This is a genomic window from Mesorhizobium sp. M7A.F.Ca.US.005.03.2.1 (assembly GCF_003997795.1).
Lineage (GTDB): Bacteria > Pseudomonadota > Alphaproteobacteria > Rhizobiales > Rhizobiaceae > Mesorhizobium > Mesorhizobium ciceri.
In genome coordinates this window covers 1-2,227 of sequence record NZ_RZRP01000953.1, presented here as the reverse complement: position 1 = coordinate 2,227, position 2,227 = coordinate 1, and the positions used below count along the sequence as shown (strand labels likewise).

General features: G+C 62.8%; 2 protein-coding genes. Both read left to right on the top strand.

Translation table 11 applies throughout. The features are described 5' to 3' along the window. A partial coding sequence (locus EN991_RS33095) for a TAXI family TRAP transporter solute-binding subunit (protein WP_127370316.1) occupies nucleotides 1-373 on the top strand: 373 nt, incomplete at its 5' end. An 85-nt stretch (nucleotides 374-458) separates the two neighbouring features. After that, nucleotides 459-2,227: TRAP transporter permease (locus EN991_RS33090; RefSeq protein ID WP_164769554.1), on the top strand; the 1,769-nt coding region annotated here is incomplete at its 3' end.

The window sequence follows — 2,227 nt, the reverse complement described above, 5'->3', positions numbered from 1 at the left end:
GACCGGCGCAATCGTTGAGCTTGCCACCACCAACAACATCACGCTGGTGCCGATCACCGGCCCCGAGGCCGACAAGCTGCTGTCCGAGCAGAAGTTCTTCTCCACCGATACCGTGCCGGAAGGCACCTACAAAAATGTCGGCGAAACCAAGACCATTTCCGTCGCCGCTCAATGGGTGACCAGCGCCAAGCAGACCGACGACCTCGTCTACAAGATCGTCAAGTCGCTTTACAGCGACGAAACCCAAAAGGCCCTGCAGGCAGGCCACGCCAAGGGCAAGCTGATCACGCTCCAGAACGCGGTTACCAGCGCTGGCATTCCGTTTCATCCCGGCGCAGAGAAATTCTACAAGGAAGTCGGCACCCTGAAATAAGAGCCATTTGGACCGGCTGACAACAACGAGGCGGAAGGGATGCTTTCCGCCTCTTTTGTCTGGAAATTCAGGACACGGAACCGGCATGAGCGATGACGACAAGATCAAGCTTTCCGCAATGGAGTTCGATGAGGAGAGCGCTCGCGAACTGGAGGAGAAATTCGACTCCGAAATCCGCTTCCGGCCACTGACCCGTGTCGCGGGCTGGCTGGTCGGCTTCCTCCTGGTGGCGCTGTCACTGTTTCACTACTACACCGCCGGTTTCGGCCTGCTGCAGGAAATGCTGCACCGGGGCATCCACCTGTCGATGGTGCTGGCGCTGATCTTCCTCGTCTTCCCGCTGGTGAAGAAAAGCTACGACCAGCCCGCGCGGTCCAGCCTCCTGCGGCCGCTCGGCATACCCCTTTTCGACTGGCTGCTGGCGATCGCTGCGGTCGTCGTCGTCATGCACGTGCCTATGATCCCGCTCGACGACCTTGCCTTCCGCGTCGGCAATCCCACGGCGCTCGACGTGGTGTTCGGCCTTATCCTCATCCTGCTTCTGCTGGAGGCGACGCGCCGCTCCGTCGGCATCCCGCTGCCCATCATCGCCGTCGTCTTCATGGCCTACGCGCTGTTGGGGCGGTACATGCCGAGCATTCTGGTGCACCCCGGCGCGTCCGTCTCCCAGCTTGTCGATCACCTTTATCTGACGACGCAGGGCATCTACGGCATCGCGCTCGGCGTCGTCGCCACCTACGTCTTCCACTTCGTGCTGTTCGGCGTCTTCGCCACCCGCATTGGCCTCGGCCAGCTCTTCCTCGACTGCGCGGCGTGGGTCGCCGGCCGCTACGCCGGCGGTCCCGCCAAGGTGTCGATCTTCGGCTCGGCGCTGTTCGGCATGATTTCCGGCTCGTCGGTCGCCAACACCGTTACCGTCGGCTCGCTGACCATCCCGGCGATGATCAAGCTCGGCTACAAGAAACATTTCGCCGCAGCGGTGGAAGCGGCGTCCTCGACCGGCGGCCAGGTGACGCCACCGATCATGGGCGCAGCGGCCTTCCTGATGATCGAATTTCTCGAACTGCCCTACACGACCATCATCCTTGCCGCCATCGTGCCCGCCTTCATGCACTTCTTTGGCGTGTTCATGCAGGTGCATTTCGAGGCCAAGCGAACCGGCCTCAGGGGGCTCAGGCCGGACGAGATGCCCGATGTCGTCGAGGCGCTGAAGCGGGACTGGCCGACGATCATCCCGCTCGTCGTTCTCATCGGCGTGCTGCTCTCGGGCTACACGCCCTACATGGCCGCCTTCTGGGGCATCACCTTGTGTATTCTCGTCGGCTTGCTCAATCCGCGCCGGCGCATGTCGGTCGCCGACATCGTGACGTGTCTGCGCGACGGCGCCAAATATGCGCTCGCAGTCGGAGCCGCTGCCGCAACCGTCGGCATCGTCGTGGGCGTCGTCACCCTGACCGGAGTGGGCTTCAAGCTGTCCTACATCGTCACATCGACGGCCGGACACCTTTCCCTTCTCTTCGGCACCTTCATCCCCGAGGCGATCTTCTCGGCCCAGGGCCTGACCCTATTGTTCACCTTGATCATGACTGGCGTCGTCTGCATCCTGATGGGCTGCGGCATCCCGACGACCGCGAACTACATCATTATGGTGACGATCGCGGCGCCGGCGCTTGTCATGCTCGGCACCGAGCCGATCGTCGCTCACTTCTTCGTGTTCTATTACGGACTGCTGGCGGACATCACGCCACCGGTGGCGCTGGCGGCGTACGCCGCCGCTGGCATGGCGGGGGCGGACCCGTTCAAGACCGGCAACACCGCCTTCCGGCTGGGGGTGGGTAAGGCACTGGGTCCTTT